The organism is Flavobacterium sp. HJJ (assembly GCF_015351475.1).
GTDB lineage: Bacteria > Bacteroidota > Bacteroidia > Flavobacteriales > Flavobacteriaceae > Flavobacterium > Flavobacterium marginilacus.
The window spans coordinates 45,965-69,113 of sequence record NZ_JADKPR010000021.1 but is presented as its reverse complement, the minus strand read 5'-3'; the positions used below and the strand labels follow the sequence as shown (position 1 = coordinate 69,113).

Genomic DNA, 23,149 nt, shown 5'->3' with positions numbered 1-23,149 from the left:
CATTAACAAACATTTGAAACCGCTTAACAAAGCAGCCTGTTTTTCTAATTTATTTTTGGGCTATTCAAAACAGTAACCAATAAAATTATAAAAATATGAAAATGATCAAAATTTCAATGCTGGCATTAACGTTAAGCTTAATGTCTTTTTCGGCTGTCGCTCCGGTAAAAGTATTAATTTCAAAAACAATCACAGCTTCTTCAATTGTATGGAAAAGCGAGACTATTGATGTGGGGACAATTCCACAGAACACACCAAAACCTATTGTTTTTGAATTTAAAAACACAGGAAAAACAGCTGTTATAATTACAAATGTTCAAGGTTCCTGCGGCTGTACAGCAACAGATTATATTAAAACGCCGGTTGCTCCAGGAAAATCAGGAACAGTTACAGCTACGTATAATGCTGTTAATCCAGGGACATTTACCAAAACGGTATCAGTAACAACTAATGTTGAAACGGCACCTAAAGTTTTGACTATAAAAGGAACTGTTGTTACAGCATCAGCTGGGGTAAAAAGTTAATCTAAAAAACAATTATGTATGTGAAACCACCTAATCAGGGTGGTTTTTTTGTTTACAAATAAGCGGCATGTAGATTTTTGATTATAATTTGAAAAAATAGTATCTGTTCTTGAATAGCAATCGCTTTATATTTGTTGCCTATATTACAAAGAAAGTCCTAAAAGATTATGAATTATAAAAAAATATACCTTTTATTTTTATTGGTCTGCGGTTCGTCAATTTCTATTGCGCAAAAAAACGCTGAAAATCAGTTATATTTTGAGTATAGCGGAAGAATCGAAAAATTAGCAGACAATAAAGCGGTGCTGATAGGTGCTGCAGCTGCTGTTTCTTTTGATTTTATCGGAGATTCCTGTTCAGTTTCTCTGCAGAGCATGGTGGATCATCAAAACTATGTTTCGATAGAACTTGACGGAAACTATATCGGGAGAGTTCGAATTGAGAAAGGGGAAATAAAAAGCTATCCTGTTAAAGTTTCTAATGGTAAAAAAACGCACCATCTTTCGATTTACAAAGCTACCGAAGCAGCGAACGGAGGGGTTTTATTTGCAGGGACAACAGCTAAATTAGTAAAAAGCACAGCATCCAAAAAGAAGAAAAAAATTGAACTGATTGGAGATTCCATTACATGCGGTTTTGGAAACGATGCTTCGGCAATTCCCTGCGGGAGCGGTGACTGGTACGATCAGCACAATGCGTATTGGGCTTATGGTCCGGTGCTTTCCAGAGCTTTGAATATCGATTTTGTATTGAGTTCTGTTTCGGGTTACGGGATGTACCGCAACTGGAATGACGAGCATGAGAATGAACCAAATATCCCAGATGTTTACGAAAATTTATACCTGAATAAAGACAGTTCGAAGCCCTATAATTTTGCTTTTCAGCCTGATTTGGTTAGTATTTGTTTAGGGACTAATGACCTTTCTGATGGAGACGGAAAAAAAGCAAGACTGCCGTTTAATGAAGAAAAATATGTTTCCAATTATATCGAATTTATTAAAACGGTTTACAAACATGCTCCTAATACCCGAATTGTATTGTTGACAAGTCCGATGGTTTCGGGTGATAAAAATGTGACTTTGGTAAAATGTCTGAAAAAAGTAATTCAGGCTTTTGAAAATGATAAAGCACACAAGCCAATTACATTATTCGAATTTCAGCCAATGTCTCCAAAAGGCTGTGGCTATCATCCAGATATTACTGATGATAAAGTAATGGCTGACCAATTGATTCCTTATTTTAAAAAACTGCTAAATGAAAAATAAGCTTATTGTCTTTGTCCTTTTCCTGATACTTTCAAATACCGCTTCCGCAAATGTTACGCTTCCGAATATTTTTTCGGATAATATGGTTTTGCAGCGCAATAGCGAAGTGCTGTTTTGGGGATTTGCTAATCCGCAGGAAGAAGTTGTGATTACGCCAAGCTGGAACAATGAAAGCTATAAAATAAAAGCCAGCAATCAGGCAAAATGGGAGATTCTAATTCCGACTCCAAAAGAAGGAGGACCTTATACTATTACGATAAAAGGATATAACGAAATCGTTCTGAAAAACATTCTGATTGGTGAAGTCTGGATTTGTTCCGGACAATCTAATATGGAAATGAATGCCAGCTGGGGAATCGAGAATGGCGATGAAGCTGTAAAAAATGCTGCAAATCCAAATATCCGATTTTTTTTGGTTCCAAAATTAACTGCCACCTCTCCACAGAATAATATATCAGGAAACTGGACTGAATGCTCACCTGAGACTATGAAATATTTTAGCGCGGTAGCCTATTTTTTTGGAAAACGACTGCAGGAAGAATTGAAGAACGTACCAATTGGTTTAATTTCATCGAACTGGGGAGGAACGCCAGCAGAAATCTGGATGCCGGAAGAGGTTATTCAGAATGATGCTGTTTTATTAGAATCTGCTAAGACACGCAAAGAAGAAAGTTATGGTCCAAACCAGCCCGGACGTGCTTTTAATGCAATGATTTATCCATTGACAAAATTTAAAATCGCTGGAGCATTGTGGTATCAGGGAGAAAGCAATGTGGGATCTGAGGTTTATGATAAAACGCTTTCTGCTTTAATCACGTCTTGGAGAAAACTATGGAATTATGATTTCCCATTTTACTATGTTCAGATTGCGCCTTATAAATATGGAGAAAATCATTTCAGCGGAACGATTGTCCGCAATTCACAGCGAAAAGTTTTACAGGAAGTTCCAAATACAGGAATGGCTGTAACCAGTGATATTTCACCTACTGATGATATCCATCCAAAAGATAAAAAATCAGTTGGAATCCGTTTGGCGAATCTGGCTTTGGCGAATACTTATAAAACGAACACAGCATTAGTAAACGGACCGCTTTATAAAGGAATCACAATTGATAAAAATAAAGTGACGGTCACTTTTGATTATACCGATGGATTATATTTTAAAGATAAAAAAGCCGATATGTTTGAAGTTGCAGGAGCTGATAATGTGTTTTATAAGGCAAATGCAGTTATAAAAAATAATGCTGTAGTACTGCATTCTGATCAGGTAAAAAAACCGGTGAAAGCTCGTTATGCTTGGAAAAATACCGATCAGGCAGCACTTTTTAATAAGGCCAATTTGCCTGCTTCGTCTTTTATAACGGAATAATTTCAAATTATGGACGTATAAAAGCCCCATTTGTTTTAGTTTTTGCAACATCTGTTTTAGTCAAAAGAGAATTAGAAAAGTAAATTGCTCCCTGTTTTTTTATGATATTTTTTTAATCCTCATTTTAATTGGGTAAGAAAAAAATGTCTTGAAATCCGTGAAGCTGCGTGGTCACGCCCAGATAATTAAGGCAGAACAGCTGGTCTTTTTTAAATATGATGTTGCAAAAAATAATCCTTAACTCTTAAAATGAAAAAAAAAATTACTGCAGGGATTTTTACCCTGATTACAATTGGAACTATGAATGCACAAAAATTACCTCATTTGGATAAAACTAAACCTGTTGAAGAACGTGTTGATCTGCTGCTGAAGCAAATGACACTGGAAGAGAAAGCGGGGCAGATGAATCAGTATAATGGATTTTGGGAAGTAACAGGACCAGCACCAAAAGGCGGGACTGCCGAGCTGAAATATGAGCATCTGCGCAAAGGATTAGTTGGATCGATGCTGACGGTTCGCGGAGTAAAAAATGTTCGTGCTGTTCAGAAAATTGCTGTCGAAGAAACCCGATTGGGGATTCCGCTGATCATTGGTTTTGATGTGATTCACGGGTATAAAACGTTGAGTCCTATTCCGCTGGCAGAGTCGGCGAGCTGGGATTTGGAAGCGATTAAAAAATCGGCGGTTATTGCGGCAGATGAGGCTTCGGCATCTGGAATTAACTGGACTTTTGGCCCTAATGTAGATGTTGCCAATGATGCCCGATGGGGGCGTGTGATGGAAGGGGCAGGCGAGGATCCGTATTTGGGAAGTAAAATTGCAGCTGCGAGAGTAAAAGGTTTTCAAGGTGAAACAATCGCCGATTTGGCAAAAGTAAATACAATTGCCGCTTGTGCGAAACATTTTGCTGCCTACGGTTATGTTGAGGCAGGATTGGAATATAATATTGTGGATATCAGTAATTCTAAATTGTACAATTCGGTTTTGCCGCCGTTTAAGGCGACTGTTGATGCAGGTGTCCGTACGTTTATGAATTCCTTTAATACACTGAATGGAATTCCGGCTACAGGAAATGTGTTTTTGCAAAGAGATATTCTGAAAGGAAAGTGGAAGTTTGATGGTTTTGTAATTTCAGATTATGCTTCTATCCGTGAGATGATTGCGCATGGTTATGCCAAAGATGAGGAAGATGCCACTTTGAAAGGAGTTGTTGCAGGATCGGATATGGATATGGAATCGTATTTATATGTAGCAAAACTTGTCGGTTTGGTTAAGGAAGGAAAAGTTAAGGAAGCATTGGTTGATGATGCTGTCCGCAGAATTTTACGTGTGAAATTTGAATTGGGATTATTTGATGATCCGTACAGATATTGTGACGAAAAACGCGAAAAAGAATCCATTGGAAACAAGGCTCATGTTGAAGGCGTTTTGGATATGGCCAAAAAGTCTATTGTGTTGCTTAAGAATGATAAAAATTTGCTGCCTTTGAAAAAATCAGGACAGAAAATTGCTTTGATTGGTGCTTTGGCAAATGATAAAAACAGTCCTTTGGGAAGCTGGAGAATTGCATCGGATGATAATACTGCAGTATCAGTTTTAGAAGGAATGCAGCAGTATAAAGACAATAAACTGACTTTTGAAAAAGGAGCAGATTTAACTGTTGGGAAAACTTCCTTTTTAGATGAGGTTGTTTTCAATACTACGGATAAAAGCGGTTTTGATGCAGCTAAAAAAGCAGCTAAAGAAGCAGATGTAGTTGTAATGGTTTTGGGAGAGCATGGTTTCCAGAGTGGAGAAGGACGCAGCAGAACCGATCTTAATCTGCCTGGTTTACAGCAGGAACTGCTCGAAGAAATTTATAAAGTAAATCCAAATATTGTTTTGGTTTTAAATAATGGGCGTCCGTTGAGTATTCCGTGGGCTGCAGAACATGTTCCTGCTATTGTTGAGGCTTGGCATCTGGGAACTCAGACAGGAAATGCTGTTGCTCAGGTTCTATACGGAGATTATAATCCAAGCGGCAAACTGCCAATGTCGTTCCCAAGAAACGTGGGACAGGTTCCAATTTACTATAATAAATACAGTACAGGAAGACCAGCAAATACAGACAAAAATGTGTTTTGGTCACATTATACCGATGTCGAAAAAACACCTCAATTTCCGTTTGGTTTTGGTTTGAGTTATACAACATTCGATTATAAAAATCTGAAATTAAATAAGACTGCTTTCGCAAAAGGAGAGCCTGTTCAGGTTTCTGTTGAGGTTACTAATTCAGGAAATTATGACGGAAAAGAAGTTGTGCAGCTGTATATTCATGATGATTATGCAAGCATTATCCGCCCGATAAAAGAACTGAAAGGTTTTGAATTGGTTAGTTTGAAAAAAGGGGAGACCAAAACAGTATCTTTCACTTTAACAGATGCAGCACTTGGGTTTTATGACAATGACGGGAACTATTTAGTTGAACCGGGAACTTTCAAAATCATGGTTGGAGGAAGCTCTGACAAAGGATTAGAAAGCGGTTTTGAATTGAAGTAAGAAATACAGATTAAGACAAAACAAAAATCCCTCTTTTCAGTTTCTGGAAAGAGGGATTTTGAATTTAATGCTATTTTTAGTTCGAAGAATTAAGAGTTACTGTAGCGGTTTTTAAACCTTTGTTGCTAACTGTAAGTTCTATGTTTCCAGCTTCTTTCAGCGACTGGACAAGTACTACCGCCTTTCCGCTAAAGGTTTTCATTGTAGGCAGATGAAATAATTCTAACGAAGTTGCATCTCCATTGCATGCGGCTCTGTAAGTTCCTTTTCCTTTTACCTTAAATTGCAATTGATTCGTTGCTGTTGGACATGGAATTCCTTTTTCGTCCACTATTGAAACGGTAACATACGATAAATCCTTTCCGTCAGCTTTGATTGTTTTTCTGTCAGGATCAAGTACTATTTTGTAGGCTTTTCCGGCAGTATGAATTTCTTCTTCTGCGGCTGCTTTTCCATCTTTATCAAAAGCAACAACTTTTACAGTTCCAGGTTCGTACTTAACATCCATCCACATTAAACGGTATCTGTTTTGCGGAGTTGTATTGTTCTTTTTTTGAATACCCATACTTTTTCCGTTTACAAAAAGCTCTGCACTGTCATAATTGGTGTATACAAATACAGGTGTTATCTGGCCTTCGCGTCCTTCCCAGTTCCAATGCGGTAAAATGTGTAAGGTTTTCTCGCTTTTGTTCCAGCGGCTTTTGTACAAATAAAATCTGTCCTTTGGTAATCCTGCTAAATCGTTGATTCCAAAATAGGAACTGCGGGAAGGCCATTTTTCATCATAAGGAGTTGGTTCTCCCAAATAATCAAAACCTGTCCAGACAAATTCACCAATAACCCAAGGTTTGTCGTCCTGCAAAACAAAATCTTCATCAGGAACATTGGACCAGCTGCAGGCTTCTAAATCATAAGACGAACATTGAAAATCTGGATATTGTTTGTCTTTGGCCTGCACTACAGGAAATTTATAAATTCCTCTTGAACTAACAGTAGATGCTGTTTCAGAACCTAAAATAAATCCCTGCGGAAATTTTTTAAATGCTTCTTCATATAAATGAACGCGGTAATTTAGTCCTGGTATATCCAGCAACGCTCCAAAACCTGATTCCATAGTTGCTTTTACCTGATCCATACCAACAGTCACGGGTCTTGTAGGATCTTCACGGTGGAAAATGTCCTGCAGCCATTTGGCACGTTTTACTCCTTCGTCTCCCCATTGATCGGGAACTTCATTTCCAGAACTCCACATTACAATAGATGGATGATTTCTTGTAGCATGAACTAAATTGACAATATCTTTTTCAGCATAATGTTCAAAAAAGCGGTTGTAGCCATTCTCAACTTTTGGCTTTGCCCATTCGTCAAAACTTTCAGCTAAAAACATAAAGCCCATTTCATCACATAATTCTAATTGTTCCAATGAAGGCATATTATGAGAACTGCGGATTGCATTACAGCCCATATCTTTCAGTATCGTTAACTGGCGGCGCAGAGCAGCCACGTTTACTGCTGTTCCTAAAGGTCCTAAATCATGGTGCAGACAAACGCCTTTAAACTTTCTGATCTCGCCGTTTAGGCTAAATCCTTTATTAGGCTCATATTTTATGTCACGGATTCCGAAACGGGTTGTAACTTCATCTTTCAATTCACCGTCTACAAACCATTGCGAAACGGCTTTGTATAGATAAGGTGTTTCCGGACTCCATAGCTTCGGATTTTCGACCTTGATGTTTTGGTCAAATTCAGTTCCAAAAGGAGTCACAGCTTTATCTGAACTTACTTTTTGACCATTGGCATCAAAAATAGTGGTAACCAGATAGCCATTATCCCCAGAAGCCTTAGTTTTTATATTTACTTTGGCTTCTTCTTTACTGATAAACGGTGTCGTGACAGAAGTTCCCCACTGGTCGATGCTTTCCTTGTTTTTTATAATAAGGCTTACTTTTCTGTACAGACCTGCTCCTGGATACCAGCGTGAAGCAAATTCTTTATTGGTTAGCTTTACTGCCAAAATATTCTCGCCAGCCGTGATAAAATCAGTTATGTCAAAATAAAAATAGCTGTAACCATACGCCCATTCGCCTACTTTTTTTCCGTTTAGGTAAATCTGCGGTTCACTCATGGCACCTTCGAAAAGCAAAATCACTTTTTTACTTTTTTCTGCAGCTGAGATTGTAAATTTATTTCGATACCAAGCAGATCCTACATGAGGTAAAGCACCGGTTCTTCCTGTTTTTTCAGAAGCTGTTTTTTCTCCGTTTTGAACAATTGCAACGCTCTGTTTGTCTATTTCTTTATCAAAAGGACCGTAAATTGCCCAATCATGCGGGACCGTTACTGTCTGCCATTTTGAATCATTAAAATTGTTTTGAAAAGCATTTTCGAAATCTCCTTTTTGAAATTTCCAATTGTTGTCCAATTCTCTTACGGTACGTACCTGAGAAAAGGAAATTTGTGTAATTGTTAAAAATACAATTAGAATATTTATCAATTTATTCATTATCAGTCTGTCTAATTATTTAATAGTATGATGGAAAAAGAGCAGGTAAATTTTTTACTCCCATCGGCATCATAAAATTGATTTTCTGTGACTTCCATTTGTGGTAATCAGCCAGAATTATTACTGAAGCCATAAACTTCTTCATACTCTTTTAATTTAAGCTGAAAACCTGAAAAACAGGTAATGCTTTATTTGTAAAATCATATAATGCCTGATTTTCAAATGTTGAACCATCGGTTGCTTGGTTTCCTTTGAACGAAACCCATTCTCCTCCCCAGTAAGCGAATCCTATACCAGAATTAGAAGTTTTTACAATATCTTTAATGGCTAATATAAAACTTTTTTGCCCCTCAGGAGTTGCTGGATAACCAGGAACTAATTGATTGGCCAGGCCCACAATATTATTTGTCCAGTCATTATATTCTAATGTAAAAGGATAAGCTGTTTCGGCTATAAGTACTTTTTTATTGAACTTAGTTCCTAGATTATTAATAGTACTTTTTACAACTGCCAAATCTGTACCATGCCAAACAGGATAATAAGAAAGTCCTATATAATCATAGTCAACGGATTTTACTTTATTAAAAAACCAATCCGTGTCAGAAGCTTTTACTCCTGCATAATGAATCATGATTTTAGTTTTTGGTGCTTTACTGCGAACAGCTGCACTAGCGGTTTTTAACAAATCAATACATTGGGCTTCATTATTAATCAAATGTCCTTGTGGCCATAATAATCCAATGTTAATTTCATTCCCAATTTGAATAATATCAGGATTAATTTCTGTGATTATTGTCGATGTGTAGTTAGCTACTGCTGTTTTCAAATCTGCAAAAGACAAGTTTTTCCATTCTGCCGGAATAGTTTGTGTTCCCGGATCCGCCCAGGAATCTGAGTAATGAACCGTAATCCAAACTTTTAAACCTGCTTGTTTCACACGAGCTGCCAAAGCTTTTACTTCGGTTAATCCTGAATAACCTCCAGCTGGATTTTTCCATAAACGGATTCGGATAGTATTACAGCCTGCATTTTTTAAAGTTGTAAGCATATTTTCAGCTTTTCCATTATTGGTAAAAACAGTTCCTGCAGCTTCAATTTGAGGAAGGGAAGAAATATCAGCTGCTCTAATAAAATCGTCAGTTACAGCTGGTGGATCTACAACGGGAGTTTCTGGAGAATCGCTGCTTGAGCAAGCAAATTGAATACTTAATATAGCAGAAAGTGATAATAAGGTTATGATTCTTTTCATGTGTTGTTTACTGTTTTTATGTAATGAGCATAACCGCAATTGGTGTTTTTAAACAGCCTGCTGTTATGCTCATTTCATAATATTATTAAGTTTACTCTAGGGTAATTGTTTTAGCAGCAGCGTTAATTGTTAATTTATAGGTACCAGGTGTTCCAACAAATTTAAAATTAGCATCTCCACTTCCGTCGCTTACTAAATTTGCGTTGATTTTGTAACCCGCATCTGAGTAAGAAGCAAAATTATTTTTGGTATCCCAAGTGCCAAACACGTGGAAGAATCGGAAAACATCATTTGATAATGTAATAGATGCTGACCAAATATCTGGAGTAGCTTCAGTAAATTGGATGGTTTTAGCTGCGTCAAAGTTCCATCCGCCCGGTACTGCTCCTCCTACTGCCCAAAGCGAGCTGGAAGCTGTTAATACAATTGTCTTTTTAGTATTATCTATCGTGATAGTGTAAATTCCAGGAGTTCCAACGAATTTAAAGTTGCTGTCATTGTCTAAAGAATTTTCTAAACTTGCATCGATAGTATAACCTTCACCTTTATAATAGGAATACCCCAAAGCTGATGACCAGTTTCCTGATTCTTGGAAAAATCTAAAGTTTCCATTCGTTAATTTTGCTTTTATCTGTACAACATTGTTAGTACATTTCATTTCTCCGGCCGGTTTAAAATTCCAGCCAATATCTGCTAAAGCTTCCCCAACAGCATAAAGTGAAGGGCAGCTGTTTCCTGCAGCCACAGTTTCAATCCATTTAATAGTAATAACTTTTATTTCGGATAATGTTTCATTAGCTCCAGCTGTACCTGCTGTTGCTCTTAATCTGAAGTATACCTGTCCGGTATTGTTTGGAGTACCATCTGCATTAGTTGTTGCCGGATTATCATCAAGTCCTAAATCTTTGGCAAAATCCAATAATTTAGCAACAGTAACTGCTAAATTCTTTTCGCTGGTAGTACCCACAACTTTAAAGCCTGTAAAATCAGCTTTAGTAGCACCCTGCAGTTCATATGTAATATTCGTAGGTACACCAAAGTCTGCAGATTCCCACATAAATCGATCGGCTACGTTGTCTTTTGTAGCCTGTGATATTAAATAATTGGCAGCAAAAGTATTGGTAAATGCTATACCATCAGCATCTGGTTTTGCAGTAAAAATGGGTGAATTATCATCAGAACAAGCATTTAAACTTGTAAGTGCTATAAACAGTAAGATTAGTTTTTTCATTGTATCTATATTTTTGATTTTTTTATCTTTTTTAGTAACCAGTGTTTTGTATAAGATTTGGATTTGCCGCTATACTCGCTTTAGGAATTGGAAATACATTGTAGATATTACTGATGGCAATACCGCTCATCACGTTTCCTTTCCAAGACCAGTTGTAGCTTCCTCCGGTGAATTTTCCAAAACGGATTAAATCTTGTCTTCTGTGGGCTTCACAATATAGTTCAACCATTCTCTCATTTAGAATCAAGTCCAAATTAAGATCGCTGGTCAATATTTTTTTTGTATTGTGAGCTCTGGCACGCAATAGATTGAAATAGTCTCTTGCTGTAGTCAATGAACCGCCGGCTGCTCCTCTAAGAACGGCTTCGGCATACATTAAATACACATCGGCTAATCTAAACATTGGGAAATCAGTATCAACCATTTCAGTTGCAGAGCCATTTACTCCTAATGATGTTTTATTAGACCATTTTGCAGTAATATATCCGGTTCCATAGTTGTTCATGTCTGTCATTTCTATGGTTCTGTCTTTGCTGATAATGGTATTTCTGTCATCTTTGGCATAGTTTCCATTTAACATAGTTTCTGAGAATTGTTTAGTAACTCTCAATCCTCCAGCCCATCCTGCAACACCAAAACTAGCACCGTTTTGTTCCAATGATCCCACCTGAGCATTAACCATTACCGTAGTAGGGCCATAGTTTTGCGTTACTTTACCATCCGAAACAATAGGGAATATAATTTCGTTTTTTGCCGAATTACTATTATTATCTGCGTTGAAGTTATTGGCATATACCGGAGATAAAGTGTATCCTGCATCAATTATATTTTTGCAGTTTGCAAGACATTGATCGTATTTTTTCTGGCCAATAAAAACTTCTGCGTTCAGATAAATTTTAGCAAGCAACATCCATGCTGCAGCTTTATCTGCTCTGGCATATTCATTTTCACGTGCATTTTTTAAATCTGGAATAATTGCGTTCAATTCAGATTCTACAAAAGCAAATAATTCAGGGCGTCCATACTGTGGTGACTGATAAGCACCTACTGGATCATTTTCGGTAACAAATCCTGCTTTGCCAAATAAATCCATTAAATGATAGTAAGCTAATGCTCTTAAAAAACGGGCTTCGGCTCTATAGGTTTTAATTTCACTGCGCAATTCAGTGCTTACGCCACGGCTGTCTAATTTAGCATCTGATGTCTGTCTGAGATATTCATTGACAAAAGCTACCTGTGTCATACATCTTCCAAAAAAACCTCTGATTACCACATTATCGGATGTCCAGGTATCATTGTTTAATCCTTTTAATCCCGGATCATTTTCCCATGACCATTTAACTTCGTCTGTAGTAAGCTCCTGCATGTTCCAGAAACCTCTTCCGTATTGGCTTGTTCCTGCGTCCAGACCTGAAATATTAGAACTTCCCGGTCCTGTAGCTCCTGTCAAAGAAAGATTACCATACACACCTGCTAATCCTTGTTTATAGGATTCGGGAGTAGAATAAAAGTTGTCTACTAGCAGTACATTTGGATCCTTAACATCAATATTAAGATCATTTGTACAGCCAGCCATTACTAATACAGTTCCTAAGATGTATATTGCTTTATGTTTTATTATATTCTTCATACTGTTTCTTTTTAAAATTTCATATTAGCTCCTATTAGATAAGTTCTAGGACGAGGAGTTATTGAATTATCAATTCCGTTCGCAAATACCTCTGGATCTAAACCTGAATAATTGGTAATCGTAAATACATTCTGCACACCAGCAGATAAGCGTATAGAAGAATTAGCATTAAAAGTTTCTTTAAACGTATATCCAAGGGTTACATTGTCCATTTTTAAGAATGAAGCATTTTCGATGTAGTAATCAGATAATAATACAGCTTCATTAGACTGGAAATTGGTGTCTAGGACTGAAGTTGGTATGTTGGATACTACTGAACTGTTTCTTAATAAATTGTATTGTGCTCTTGAAGCATTCGCAGCATTATATACGTAATTACCTAAACTTGCTCTCATATTAAAAGATAGATCTAAGTTTTTATAATTCATATTGGATGCAAATCCCATAGTTACAGTTGGCATACCATTATGATGAATGTATAAATCCGCACTAGTGATTGCATTATCGCCATTAAGATCGGCATATGCTCCTTCAATTGGTTTACCAGCTTCATTATAAATCTGTTTGTACACATAAAACGAATAAGGAGTATAGCCTACTCTGTGTATCTGTGCGGTAGATCCTGTCCCTGATCCTGTTGAACCCATAAACTGATCTTGGCCTAATGCCAGGCTCTTAATTTGTGTTTTTATAAAAGTGGTATTGAAATTAGCATTCCAGTTGAATCCTTTTGGGTTTTTAATTATATCACCATTTATAGAAAATTCAAGACCTTTTGATGTAAAATCACCAATGTTCTGAAAACCAGAATTACTAAAGTTAGAACCATCTGAGATAGCAGCATTTGCAAGCAGATCTTTAGATTCTTTGTAAAAACCTTCAACAGTTGCTGTCAGTCTATCGTTAAACATTCCAAAATCTATAGCAGCATTATAAGTCGTAGTTTCTTCCCATTTTAGATTTTCATTTCTAAATTGTGGTATTCCAATATTTGTAATTGTATTTCCAAAAATATATTGAGAAGTCGGTAAGCCCATGATATATCTCGCCATATACAAATCTAAATTTGTCTGACCGATGTCCTGCTGTCCTGTTACACCCCAGCTTAATCTTAATTTTAAATTAGATAGTGTTTTAGATTCTGGAAATAAATCTTCTTTGATTTTCCAGGCAAAAGCTGCTGCAGGGAAATTACCCCAGCGGTTTTCTTCACTAAAACGGGAAGTACCGTCTCTGCGATAAGAAAATGTAAAAAGATATTTATCATAAAAAGAAAGGTTTGTCCTTCCGAAGAATCCGATCAAAACTAAATCTGGATCTATGTTTGTAACTGGAGAACTATCTACGCCATCGTCCAGTAATTCATTGGTAGCATATCTTTTATTCGTGAATTTTTGATATGAATAACCGCCTGTAACATCAAAATTTAAGCTTCCTATTGCTTTTTTATAAGCCAGATATCCATCTAATAAATTATTGCTCTGCTCATTAGAATATTCAGTTGACGAACCTATAATGCGTCCATCAGCCTGAGAAAGCGGATTCTGGTCTGAAGTTCTTGAATAACCGTCGGCAGAACTTTTGTCCAAACCAACATTTAAAACTGCTGATAATTCAGGTAAGAAATGGAAGGTGTAATCTAATTTTACATTTCCGTATATTCTTTTTACCTCGCTTCGGCTGTTGGTCTGCATCAAATCTGCTACAGGGTTCAGCGGTGCACGTTCTGTTAAATCACTCTTGTTGATTACTCCGTCATTATTATCTTTATAATATTGAAAGTATCCTCCAAATGGAGAGTTAGCATCATACACAGGCTGTGTAGGATCAAAAGTTATTGCAGTTCCCTGAACTCCTTTGTTGAATCTGTTTTTTTCCAAAGAAGCATTTGCATTAACAGTAATTTTTAAATGATTATCCAGCACACTTGGATTCAAAGATACCGAAGCGTTGCTGCGTTCAAATCCTGAAGTTAATATCAAACCTTCCTGTAATGTTCTGCCGACAGAAAGTCTTGACGGAACTTTGTCAAACAGCATTCCGCTCACGGAAAAATTCAAATTTGAAGAAATACTGTTTCTATAAATTTCTTTCTGCCAATCCGTATTTGCTGTTCCTAATAAAGGTAATAATGCTGGATTCTTTTCAGATATCAGGCTTCTTATTTCATTAGCATCAAAAACATCTACTGTATTAGTAATTGTATTAACACCCATATTCATGTCTAAGCTTGCAGCAAGGGTTTTAGTTCCTTTTTTTAACGTGATAATAATAACACCGTTTGATGCTCTTGAACCATAGATAGCCGTAGCTGCAGCATCTTTTAAAACAGAAAAAGATTCTATGTCACTTGGGTTAATAGAACTCAAGACAGAACGTGAGCCTCCAATTGTATTGTTATCTACCGGAAGACCATTAATAACAATCAAAGGATCGTTTGAAGCTCCTAATGAGGCTCCGCCACGAATTCGGATAGTAGATCCAGAACCTGGATCACCGCCAGTTGTAATAGATAAACCAGCAACTCGTCCTGTTAAAAGATTTTCTGCAGTAACAATGTTTCCTTTATTAAAATCTTTTGCCGTCACAGCAGTTACTGATGCAGTAGCCGATTTCAATTTGGTACTTCCGTAACCAATAACGACAACTTCATTCAGTTTTTGATTCTCTTCTGATAAACGGACATTGATAGTTTCTGATTTGCTTACTGTCATTTCAGTTTTTCGATATCCCATAAAAGAAAATATCAGAACATCATTTTGATTTGCCTGGATTTGATATTTACCATCAAACCCCGTTGTAGTTCCCTGATTAGAACTCTTAACAGTTACACTAACCCCCGGAATAGCAGTTCCCGTTGCGGCATCAGTAACAAGTCCTGAAATTTTTAATTTTTGTCCAAATGCGCCTATTGTAAAACATAAAAACAACATAATGAAGAAATGCTGTTTCACTTCAAAATAGCGCTTTCTTTTTCGAAAACGGTTCATCATAAAATGTAATTTAAATTGGTTAGATTAGTTTTAATAAGTGTTATTTTTTGATACTGGCTAAAAATAAAACCTACTAAATTCAATGGCTGCAATTACCTCGATTCTATGAGCTTTGATGAGGGTCGATTTCGTTAAATAGGGGTGTGGAATTCATCGCTTTGGGCGGTGAAGTACTAAAAATTAATCAAATAGAGAAAAAACAAACAAATAAATTGAGTATAACGCAAAAAAAGTTTTTATTTTTTCAGGAATTCGGAAGGGTTCTTTTTGAACTTTTCTTTGAACAGTTTACTGAAATATTTGCGGTCAGAATAGCCCACTTTATAGCAGGTATCCGAAACAGAATAGCCTAGATCTTCTATAAGCTGTTTTGCGATAGAGAGTCTGTAGTCACGGATAAATTCGACATAAGACAGTCCCGTTAATGCCTTTATTTTTTTGTACATTACCGAATGGCTCATCCCAATTTCTTTTGCAATTACTTCCGCTTTTAGATCTGTGGATTCCAGCTTGGGTTCTAAGCTTTCATAGAGACGCTGCAGAAATAACTGGTCAGGCGAACTGATAGCAAGTTCTTTTGGATTTAAAAGATTATCACTTATAAATTTTTCACGGATTAATTTTCGATTGTTAAGCAGATTGCTGATTCTTGCTTTTAATAATTCTTCATCATAAGGTTTGGCAACATAATCATCGGCTCCAGTTTCAAAGCCTTCCATTGTGTTTTGTATAGTTGTTCTTGCTGTCAGGATAATAATTGGAATATGACTTGTAAAAGTGTTTAATTTCAATTTTTTTACAAATTCAATTCCGTCCATAACCGGCATCATGACATCGCTTATAATTAAGTCTGGAAATTTTTCTGATGCTGTTTTCAAACCTTCTTCACCATTAAAAGCCTGAAGAATTACATATTCATTACTCAATATTTCTTTTAATGATTCCTGAATGGCTGTATTATCCTCGACAATTAAAATAGTTTCTTTTTTGACTTCGTTTTTGACTGCTTTTTGTTTTAAATGTTTAATAGTATCCAATTCCTGTTTGGGCACAACAGTTGTTTTTTCAATTTCATTTTCATAAAAATGAGTATTCAATTTTAGAAGCTTTACTTCAAAAATACTTCCTTTGCCTTTTTCGCTTTTTACTTCAATGGAACCTTTGTGCAGGTCTATGATTTCTTTTGCAATAGATAAACCTAAACCAAATCCTGATTTTCCATCTGTTTCTGCATTTTTAATCTGGTAAAAACGATTGAATATTTGGCGCAGATTTCCTTCGGACATTCCAATTCCGGTATCTTTCACTATCAGATACACGGCTTCATCATCAGTTTCTATTTCAATATTGATGCTTCCGCCATTTTTGGTGAATTTAAAAGCATTTGTCAATAGATTATAAAGTACTTTTTCGAATTGATTTTTGTCAAACCACAAATCTATCTTTGGTTTATCTGAATCAAAAGTATATTCAATATTCCTGTCTGAAGCAATTTCTGAAAAAGACAGATAAATCTCTTTACAATAGGAAACAAAGTCGTTTTCAGTAATTTTTAAATGGACATCATTTGTTTCAAATTTTTTAATATCTAAAAGTTCATTAACCAATTGAAGCAGTAAATTACTGTTTTTCCGAATGGTATGTGCCGATTTCAGCTGTCTGCTTTCCAGCATTTCGCCTTTATCGAACAATCGGTTTATCGAACTTAAAATTAAGGTTACCGGAGTTCTGATTTCATGCGAAATATTGGTAAAAAACTGCTGTTTCAGGTTGTATAATTCTTTGTCTTTCTCGTGAGTGAGTCTCTCAAACTCCAGATTAGTTTTTAAGCGTTCCCATTCGATAGTGTATTTTCTAAATAAATAAAACAGAAAAACCAATACAGCTCCATAAATTAAATAAGCCCACCACTGCAGCCAATAAGGTCTTAAAATATGAATTTTTACTGAAGCATATTCTTTTCCCCATTGCCCGCCTATTTCTTTACTTTTTACTTTGAAAATATAGTTTCCTGGGGATAAATTAGTAAAAGTTGCAGTTCTGTCTTTTCCGATAAAACGCCAGTCGGCATCAAAATTCTCCATTTTGATGGCATATTCACAGCTGTTAGAAAAAGGAAACTGTAATGCCGAAAACTCAAAAGTGAGTACATCCTGATTATGATCGAGCGTAATTTCTTTTGTAAAAGCAATATCACTGGTTAAGATTCCATTTTTCTCGGCAGGAACTTCTTTATTGAATAATTTAAAATTAGTAAGTTTCACTTTTGGCGGCTTACTGTTCATTTCTATGGTTTTAGGATTCAGCTTTACAACACCGTCAATGCCGCCGAAATAAATCCATCCTTTTTCATCTTTAAAAATAGAATTGATATGAAACTCAGATGTTATTTTTGGCAGGCTGTTAAAGGTTTTGGCCGAATAATTGTAGTTTATAATCCCCTGTTTGGTACTAAACCAGATGGTATGGCTGTCATCCTCAATAATACCCGTTACCGTTTGATATTTAATGTTGTCATTTTTTTCAAAACGCTCGATTTTATTGGTTTTTAAATTCATCCGATTGATACCTCCGCCGGCAGTACCAATCCACAAATAGCCTTTAGAATCTTTACATAATGAGAAGATATTATTATTGCTGATCGTTGTGGAGTCCGAATCTTTGTGTTTAAAATAGCGGAACTGTTTTTTCTTTGTGTCAAAAACATTTAATCCGCCTCCAAAGGTGGCAATCCATATTTTATCTCCATCCTGAACCATATCAATAAGGTTGTCATTATTTATGGTCTTGTTATTATTGGCACTTTCTCTGTAGCTGATGAATTTTTCTGTTTTGGTATCAAAATAATTCAGACCGCCGCCCCAGGTAGCGACCCATAAATTATGGTCTTTATCCTCAATAATATCTCGTACGTCATCATAACTGATCGAACTTTTATTTCCAAACTTATGATTGAACTGCTCAAACTGGTCACTTTGTCTATTGAATTTTACAAGTCCGTTTTTGAAAGTACCCAGCCAGAGCATTCCGTCAGTCGTTTCGATAATTTTTTGAATATACCGGCCTTTTATAGATGTATTATGATATTTTTCATTATAATATCTGGCTTTGTTTGATGCAGCATTAAATACAGTTAATCCTTCGCCGTCTAGACCCAGATATAGTTCACTGTTTTTTTTATAAATCGAAAGTACCGGCGACGGATTTAAACCCACTATATCACTAAACAGCAATTCGCTTCTGTTTTTTTTGTCCAAAACACTGATACCGTTCCATGCCGTACCAATCCAGATATTGGCGTCTGCATCATCAATTATGGTATAAATAGAATTACCGGAAAGCGAGGTTTCCAACTGCGGATTATACAAATAGTTGTGAATTATTGGATGACTGGCATTGGGATATTCCACTTCAAAAACGCCGTTGCCATCGGTACCAATCCATAGATTATTTTTACTGTCAATTTTTACAGAACGGACAATGTTTATTTCTTGTTTTAAAGCTAAATTATCCTTCAGAAAATCAGAAAATTTCTGTGTTGCTAAATCATATAACAGCAGACCGCTTCCGCTGGTGCCAATAAGAATTTTGTCTGGATTTAAAGCCGAAATAACATTTATGAAATCAGAAACATATACACTTTCAGATTTAATCTGGGTGAATTTTTTTTCAGTTTTATCAAATAAAAATAAACCGTTTCCAAAAGTACCGATCCACAAGTTTTTATTTTTATCTTCATAAATACTGGTAATACTGTTGCTCTTTTTGGTCTGATTGTTACTGAATTTATTGGTGTAAGAAACAAACTGTCTGGTAATTGGATTAAAGCTGCACAGACCTTTTTCGGTACCAAGCCAGATAAGCCCTTTGGAGTCTTCGATTAAGGTGCTGACGTTGTCAGATATCAGTGATTTAGGATTGCCGGGATTGTTTTTGAAAATTTGAAAAGTATCATCCAGCGGATTATAATAATTCAATCCGCCTCCCAGAGTTGTAATCCAGATTCTGTTTTTGCTGTCAATTAAAATATCCGAAATATCATTGGATCCAATACTGCTGTTCCTTTTGTTGTACACTTTGAAACCCAGACCGTCATAACGGTTCAATCCATTATTAGTGCCAATCCATACAAAACCGTCCTTTTCTTTTGCCATACTGGTAATCCTGCCGTTAGACAGCCCAGATGATTTATTTATCTTTTTAAAGACAGTTTGGGATTGGGGAAAACAAATTAATGTGCCTAAAAAAAATAAGGTAAAAAAGTGTAATAATAGTTTCAAAATTTGTGGCATTAGAGTGTATAAAAGTAGTTACTTTCTAATTGTAAATCAAAATATGCAATTAAGTATATGGTACTTTTTCTCCAATGGATTAAAATAAGCTGCAATCTGGAAAGAAATATAGAGGTAAAATTGACACTAATTTCACAAACTATTGCGTCTGTAGTTCGTGTAATTAATTTTACGAATGAATTCGTGAAAATTCGTGAAATTAGTGTTTACTAATGATTTTTCAGTTATTTCATCTGAATAATCATTGCCAATCCGCCCCCGCCAGCTAATCGGTATTTTAATTTCGTTGCTGAATCTACTGTAATAATTACTCTCTTATAATCATTCGCTGCTTTGTCAGCATTCAATCCGTCTGAGAAAATTTCGGCTTCGTATTTTTTGCCTTTTTCAAGAAAAGAAAAATCAATAGTTATTTCTCTGGAATCCCAGTTGGTAATAGCTCCTAAATACCAGACTGAAGCTTTCCTGCGTGCTATTGCCACAAACTTTCCAACTTCACCGTCCAGAGCCACAGTTTCATCAAAAGTGGTCAGCGTTTTGGCAATGAAATCAGTGCTTTGCTGTTCCTTCATATAAGCAGTCGGGCTGTCGGCCATCATCTGCAGCGGCGCTTCAAAAATAGTGTATAACGCCAGCTGATGGCATCTTGTTCCCTGACTTACAGGATTAGAATGGCTAGGTTTGAACTCGCTTTTCGTAGCATTACGCATGGCTCCGGGTGTATAATCCATCGGTCCTGCCATCATTCTGATAAACGGAATTGAACAGTCATACGTTGGGACATCATCATTTGGAGTCCATTTATTATTTTCCAGGCCTTTTACGCCTTCAAAGTTTAAAATATTTGGGAAAGTACGCTGGATTCCTGTTGGCTTGTACATTCCGTGAAAATCCAAAAGCAGTTTATTATCGGCTGCTTTTTGTGCAATATCATAAACAGAATTCACCATTTTGGCATCATCACGATCCAAGAAATCAACTTTAAACCCCTTGATTCCCAAGCCGGCATAATTCTTTAAAATTCCGTCTGTATTTTTGGTCAGAGCCATCCATGAACTCCAAAGAATAATCCCGACATTGCGTTTTTTTCCGTAAGCGATTAATGCTTCCAGGTTAACATTCGGATTGTGTTTCATAATGTCTTCTTCCAGACTCCAGCCTTCGTCTAAAACGACATATTCCACTTTGTTTTTGGAGGCAAAATCAATGTAATATTTATACGTTTCGGTATTGATTCCGGCTTTAAAATCAATATTGTAAATGTTCCAGTCATTCCACCAGTCCCAAGCAACTTTTCCCGGTTTTATCCAGCTGATGTCTTTAAATTTAGTCGGCTCGGATAATTTCTGAACCATATCGTTATTGGCCAGATCCTTGTCATTTTCTGAGATAACCACAATTCTCCAAGGGAAGTTTCGGGTTCCTTTGGTTTTAACCAGATAATCAGCTCTTTCGGTTATCAGTCGGTTAATGTTATTGAAACCGCCGTTTTTTTCCTGTAAAGGATATTTAGAAAAACGGCTTTCAAAACCGGATTTAGAACTGTTATTGGTTATAAATAATCCCGGATAATCCTCCAGATTGGCTTCAAGGAAAACAGCTTTTTTATGATTTTTAAAATCAATTAAAAACGGCAGAAAGGCTAAAGTATCTTTGGCAAATTCACTGATTTTTTTGTTTTCGTAATGTGCTTCAAATGATGAGATGAAAGGATCTTTCGGATTTCGTAAATCACGTACATAAGGCATCAGCGTATTGTAATCCTGATCGAAGTTCAGAACAACTTCTTCATTTTTTACAGTAATATCTTTTTTCTTTTTAGTGATAAACCGATAGGCCGCACCATCATCAAAAACACGATATTCAATGCTGAAATCATTTTTAAAATTCAAAGTCAGCAGATTGTAATTGTTTTTGACTGATTTCTTTTTGTAAAAAGGAGATTCAAATGAAGTGTCGACAGTTTCTTTTTTTGAATTTAAAACAACAGCATTTTTTCCTAAAATATCATTTTCAGCCAGAGATATTGACATTGCCGATGGAGCCAAAATAACATTTTTTTCGTGTGAAACTGTCCAGGTTATTTTGTCATTCACAGCAATTGCAATTTGAATTTTTCCGTTTGGAGAAATCAGTGTGAAGTCTTGTTTCTTTTGGGCAAAAGAAAGATTGAAAAAGGATAAAACAAGGAATAATGAGATTGTCTGCTTCATTACTTTTTGAATTTAGAATTGTATTTTTTAACGATTTCCAAAGTCGATTTGTCAGTAGAAAAAACCGAATTCAGTCCCTGCGGTTCCTGTGGCGGATCTGTAGTTAACGGATCGCCGGAATTCCATTTTCCATCAGCAGTAACTGCTTTTCCTTCACCGCCAAATCCCCAGAAATTAGCAGCCTGCAGTACATCTTTTTTAGCTACACTTTCTGCAACACGGTTAAAGATATAATTGTAAAAAACATCTCTATTGGCAGCAGAAGAAGTGCTGGTCAGATTTTCATTTTCTCTTGGCAGGCCAAACTCTTCAATAATAATAGGTCTTTTTAAATTCTGAGCTGCTTTTATATGTTTATCAATATAAATTCCTGCGTTTTCCATAGTTGCCGGTAATGTTTTTTCAGCATTATCGGCTTTGAACCAATTCCAGTTTTTTGGCCAGATATGCATTGTCAAATAATCAATATTTGGGTTAAGGTGCGTTCTTTCAAAAATACCGATATCATCATTCGAACTATTCAAACCTTCAGAACCTGTAGAAATCAGATGATTTTTGTCCAGACTGTCAATTAAGTTCACAATGTTATTCAGCCAAACAGTAAATTTTGCTTCATTTTCTACAGTAAAAAGCCTTGGTTCATTCCCGACCTGCCATGCCATAATGGTGTTGTCCTCTGTATATTTCCTTTTAGTATAGGCATTTGTTCGGCCAATAATATATTTCACATGATTATTCAACCCTTCCATACAAGGTTCACAGCTATAAAATTGCTGGGTATAGGCCATAAATTGTGGCCAGGTATTTGGCGGAATTGCCGGAACCGGAATAGCGCCTTTGCCATTCCACTCCAGATATTGCGACATACCGCCGGACCATTCCCAGTTATTGGTTAAAAACAATACTGCATACATATTGCGTTTGCCCATTTCGGCAATAAGGAAATCCAAGCCATCCAGTAAGTCAGTATCATATTTTCCCTGCTCGTACTGCAACGCAGGACGAACAGTAAAATCGTATTTGCCACCGTCGCCTCCGACCAGAATTCGTAGGTTATCAATTCCGTTTTTCTTCATCAAGTCAAGCTCCCGAAGCAGTCTTTTTCGATCACCCACTTTCTTGGAAGCCAATAAACTTCCGTACCAGTAATTGGTTCCAATATACGAATACGGCTTGTCTCCCTTATAAAACTGCGTTCCTTTTACTGTAATTCTGGCTTGCTGTTTTTGAGCACTGGCTTCAAAATTTACCATCAATAATGCAAGTAATGCTAATTGTACAAATATCTTTTTCATATATACTTATGTTTCTTTTTTTAAGAAGCTGATCCTGTTATCTGTCT

The 23,149-nt window shown here is 36.3% G+C and carries 13 protein-coding genes; 4 read left to right on the top strand and 9 right to left on the bottom strand.

Going from position 1 to position 23,149, the window contains the following annotated elements; genetic code table 11:
- Positions 1-95 precede the first annotated feature (95 nt).
- The 4 genes from IRZ80_RS15950 (at position 96) to bglX (ending at position 5,696) form a co-directional block, all read left to right on the top strand.
- Positions 96-524 carry a DUF1573 domain-containing protein gene (locus tag IRZ80_RS15950; RefSeq protein WP_194642571.1) on the top strand — a complete coding sequence of 143 codons (429 nt, stop codon included), beginning with the start codon at positions 96-98 and terminating at the stop codon, positions 522-524.
- Between the two features lie 167 nt (positions 525-691).
- On the top strand, positions 692-1,789 hold the full coding sequence (locus IRZ80_RS15945) for an SGNH/GDSL hydrolase family protein (protein ID WP_194642570.1): 1,098 nt from the start codon (positions 692-694) through the stop codon (positions 1,787-1,789).
- The gene (locus tag IRZ80_RS15940) at positions 1,779-3,158 is read left to right on the top strand and encodes a sialate O-acetylesterase (RefSeq protein ID WP_194642569.1); all 1,380 of its coding nucleotides are present in this window, start codon (positions 1,779-1,781) and stop codon (positions 3,156-3,158) included. Before IRZ80_RS15945 ends, IRZ80_RS15940 begins: the two co-directional genes overlap by 11 nt.
- Before the next feature lie 249 nt (positions 3,159-3,407).
- On the top strand, positions 3,408-5,696 hold the full coding sequence (gene bglX, locus IRZ80_RS15935) for a beta-glucosidase BglX (RefSeq protein WP_194642568.1): 2,289 nt from the start codon (positions 3,408-3,410) through the stop codon (positions 5,694-5,696).
- A gap of 76 nt (positions 5,697-5,772) precedes the next feature.
- Here the strand turns inward: bglX and IRZ80_RS15930 are convergent, their stop codons facing one another.
- The 9 genes from IRZ80_RS15930 to IRZ80_RS15895 all read right to left on the bottom strand — a co-directional run bounded on the left by IRZ80_RS15930 (position 5,773) and on the right by IRZ80_RS15895 (position 23,102).
- The gene (locus IRZ80_RS15930) at positions 5,773-8,199 is read right to left on the bottom strand and encodes a DUF4982 domain-containing protein (RefSeq protein WP_194642567.1); all 2,427 of its coding nucleotides are present in this window, start codon (positions 8,197-8,199) and stop codon (positions 5,773-5,775) included.
- Between the two features lie 19 nt (positions 8,200-8,218).
- Complete coding sequence (locus IRZ80_RS21160) at positions 8,219-8,344, bottom strand: hypothetical protein (protein WP_255549694.1); 126 nt, start codon at positions 8,342-8,344, stop codon at positions 8,219-8,221.
- Between the two features lie 6 nt (positions 8,345-8,350).
- Positions 8,351-9,448, bottom strand: a complete 1,098-nt coding sequence (locus IRZ80_RS15925; protein WP_194642566.1) for an arabinogalactan endo-beta-1,4-galactanase — start codon at positions 9,446-9,448, stop codon at positions 8,351-8,353.
- A gap of 91 nt (positions 9,449-9,539) precedes the next feature.
- Entirely contained in the window at positions 9,540-10,679 is a 1,140-nt protein-coding gene (locus IRZ80_RS15920; protein WP_194642565.1) for a SusE domain-containing protein, read from the bottom strand.
- Between the two features lie 31 nt (positions 10,680-10,710).
- Complete coding sequence (locus tag IRZ80_RS15915) at positions 10,711-12,309, bottom strand: RagB/SusD family nutrient uptake outer membrane protein (RefSeq protein ID WP_194642564.1); 1,599 nt, start codon at positions 12,307-12,309, stop codon at positions 10,711-10,713.
- 11 nt (positions 12,310-12,320) lie between these two features.
- Complete coding sequence (locus tag IRZ80_RS15910) at positions 12,321-15,302, bottom strand: SusC/RagA family TonB-linked outer membrane protein (protein ID WP_228520929.1); 2,982 nt, start codon at positions 15,300-15,302, stop codon at positions 12,321-12,323.
- Between the two features lie 236 nt (positions 15,303-15,538).
- Positions 15,539-19,594, bottom strand: a complete 4,056-nt coding sequence (locus IRZ80_RS15905; RefSeq protein ID WP_228520928.1) for a two-component regulator propeller domain-containing protein — start codon at positions 19,592-19,594, stop codon at positions 15,539-15,541.
- A gap of 224 nt (positions 19,595-19,818) precedes the next feature.
- Complete coding sequence (locus tag IRZ80_RS15900; protein WP_194642562.1) at positions 19,819-21,807, bottom strand: glycoside hydrolase family 97 protein; 1,989 nt, start codon at positions 21,805-21,807, stop codon at positions 19,819-19,821.
- On the bottom strand, positions 21,807-23,102 hold the full coding sequence (locus IRZ80_RS15895) for a glycoside hydrolase 5 family protein (RefSeq protein WP_228520927.1): 1,296 nt from the start codon (positions 23,100-23,102) through the stop codon (positions 21,807-21,809). Before IRZ80_RS15895 ends, IRZ80_RS15900 begins: the two co-directional genes overlap by 1 nt.
- Between the last annotated feature and the right edge of the window lie 47 nt (positions 23,103-23,149).